1 protein-coding gene is annotated in these 1,235 nt (G+C 57.9%); it reads left to right on the top strand.

Going from position 1 to position 1,235, the window contains the following annotated elements; genetic code table 11:
• Positions 1–19: 19 nt before the first annotated feature.
• The coding region (gene ltrA, locus G6034_RS19375) for a group II intron reverse transcriptase/maturase (protein WP_246296397.1) at positions 20–1,235 on the top strand (1,216 nt) is incomplete at its 3' end.

Raw genomic sequence — 1,235 nt, 5'->3', positions numbered from 1 at the left:
ATTTTCCCGGGCGAATCTGATGGTCGCGTTGAAACGTGTTGAGCGTAACCGGGGTGCCCCCGGTGTTGACGGGCTGGGTACGGAGGACCTCCGGGCCTGGTGTCTGGAACATTGGGTGGAAACCCGTGCAGCGTTGGATGCGGGTACTTATGCGCCGTTGCCGGTGCGTCAGGTGATGATTCCGAAACCTGACAATAGCGGGCAGAGGATGCTGGGAGTGCCGTCCGTGCTGGATCGGCTGATCCAGCAAGCAATCGCGCAAGTCCTCTCCCCGGTCTTTGATCCGGGGTTCGTGCCGGTGTCCTACGGGTTTCGGCCGGGTCGGAGCGCCCATGATGCGGTGAAGGTCGCCCAAACGGTGATCTCACAGGGGTGTCGGTGGGTGGTCGAGGTTGACCTGGATGCATTCTTTGACCGGGTGAACCATGACATGCTCATGGCCAGGGTGGCGCGGAAAGTGAAAGACAAGCGGGTCCTGAAACTGGTCCGCCGCTTCCTTGAAGCGGGGATCATGGCCAACGGTGTGCGCAGGGAAACAACGGAGGGAACCCCCCAGGGGTCACCCCTATCGCCGTTGCTTTCTAACGTCATGTTGGATGACTTTGACCAGGAGTTCTGGGGTCGCGGGCACCGTTTTGTTAGGTACGCCGATGACATCAGGGTCTTTGTGAAGTCGAAAAGGGCCGCGCAGCGGGTGCTGGAACAGGCGACGAAAGTCCTTGAATCAGGCCTGAAATTGAGGGTGAACCGGGAGAAATCCGTGATCAATCCAGCAAGTGTTGCAACGTTGCTGGGTTTCGGGTTCTACTTCACTAAAGCCGGGGTCAAGATCAAGATCGCTGCCAAGGCATTCAAACGCATGAAGCAGCGGATCAAGGAACTGACCTCACGGAAGTGGAGCGTCTCCATGGAATACCGCATTCAGCAATTGAACCGCTACATCCGGGGATGGATGGGCTACTTCCGGCTGTCACAGACACCGGGGAAGTTCTCCGAACTCGACAAGTGGTTCAGGCGCCGGATGCGCCAAATCCGTTGGAAGCAATGGAAACGGATACGAACCCGTATCGCAAAGCTGAAACGCCTTGGGATCAGGCCGGATTTGGCCTATCAATGGGGCATGAGCAGCCGCGCTTACTGGCGTATTGCTGGTTCCCCAGTGCTTCAACGGGCGATGCCCAACCAATACTGGGTGGATGAAGGCCTCATACTCTTTCGCGATGCATGGGATCGCT

Origin of the sequence: Arthrobacter wenxiniae, assembly GCF_013376105.1 — a bacterium.
In the GTDB taxonomy this organism is placed as follows: domain Bacteria; phylum Actinomycetota; class Actinomycetes; order Actinomycetales; family Micrococcaceae; genus Specibacter; species Specibacter wenxiniae.
Note: the sequence above shows the minus strand (reverse complement) of the source record. Positions and strands in the feature narration are given on the sequence as shown.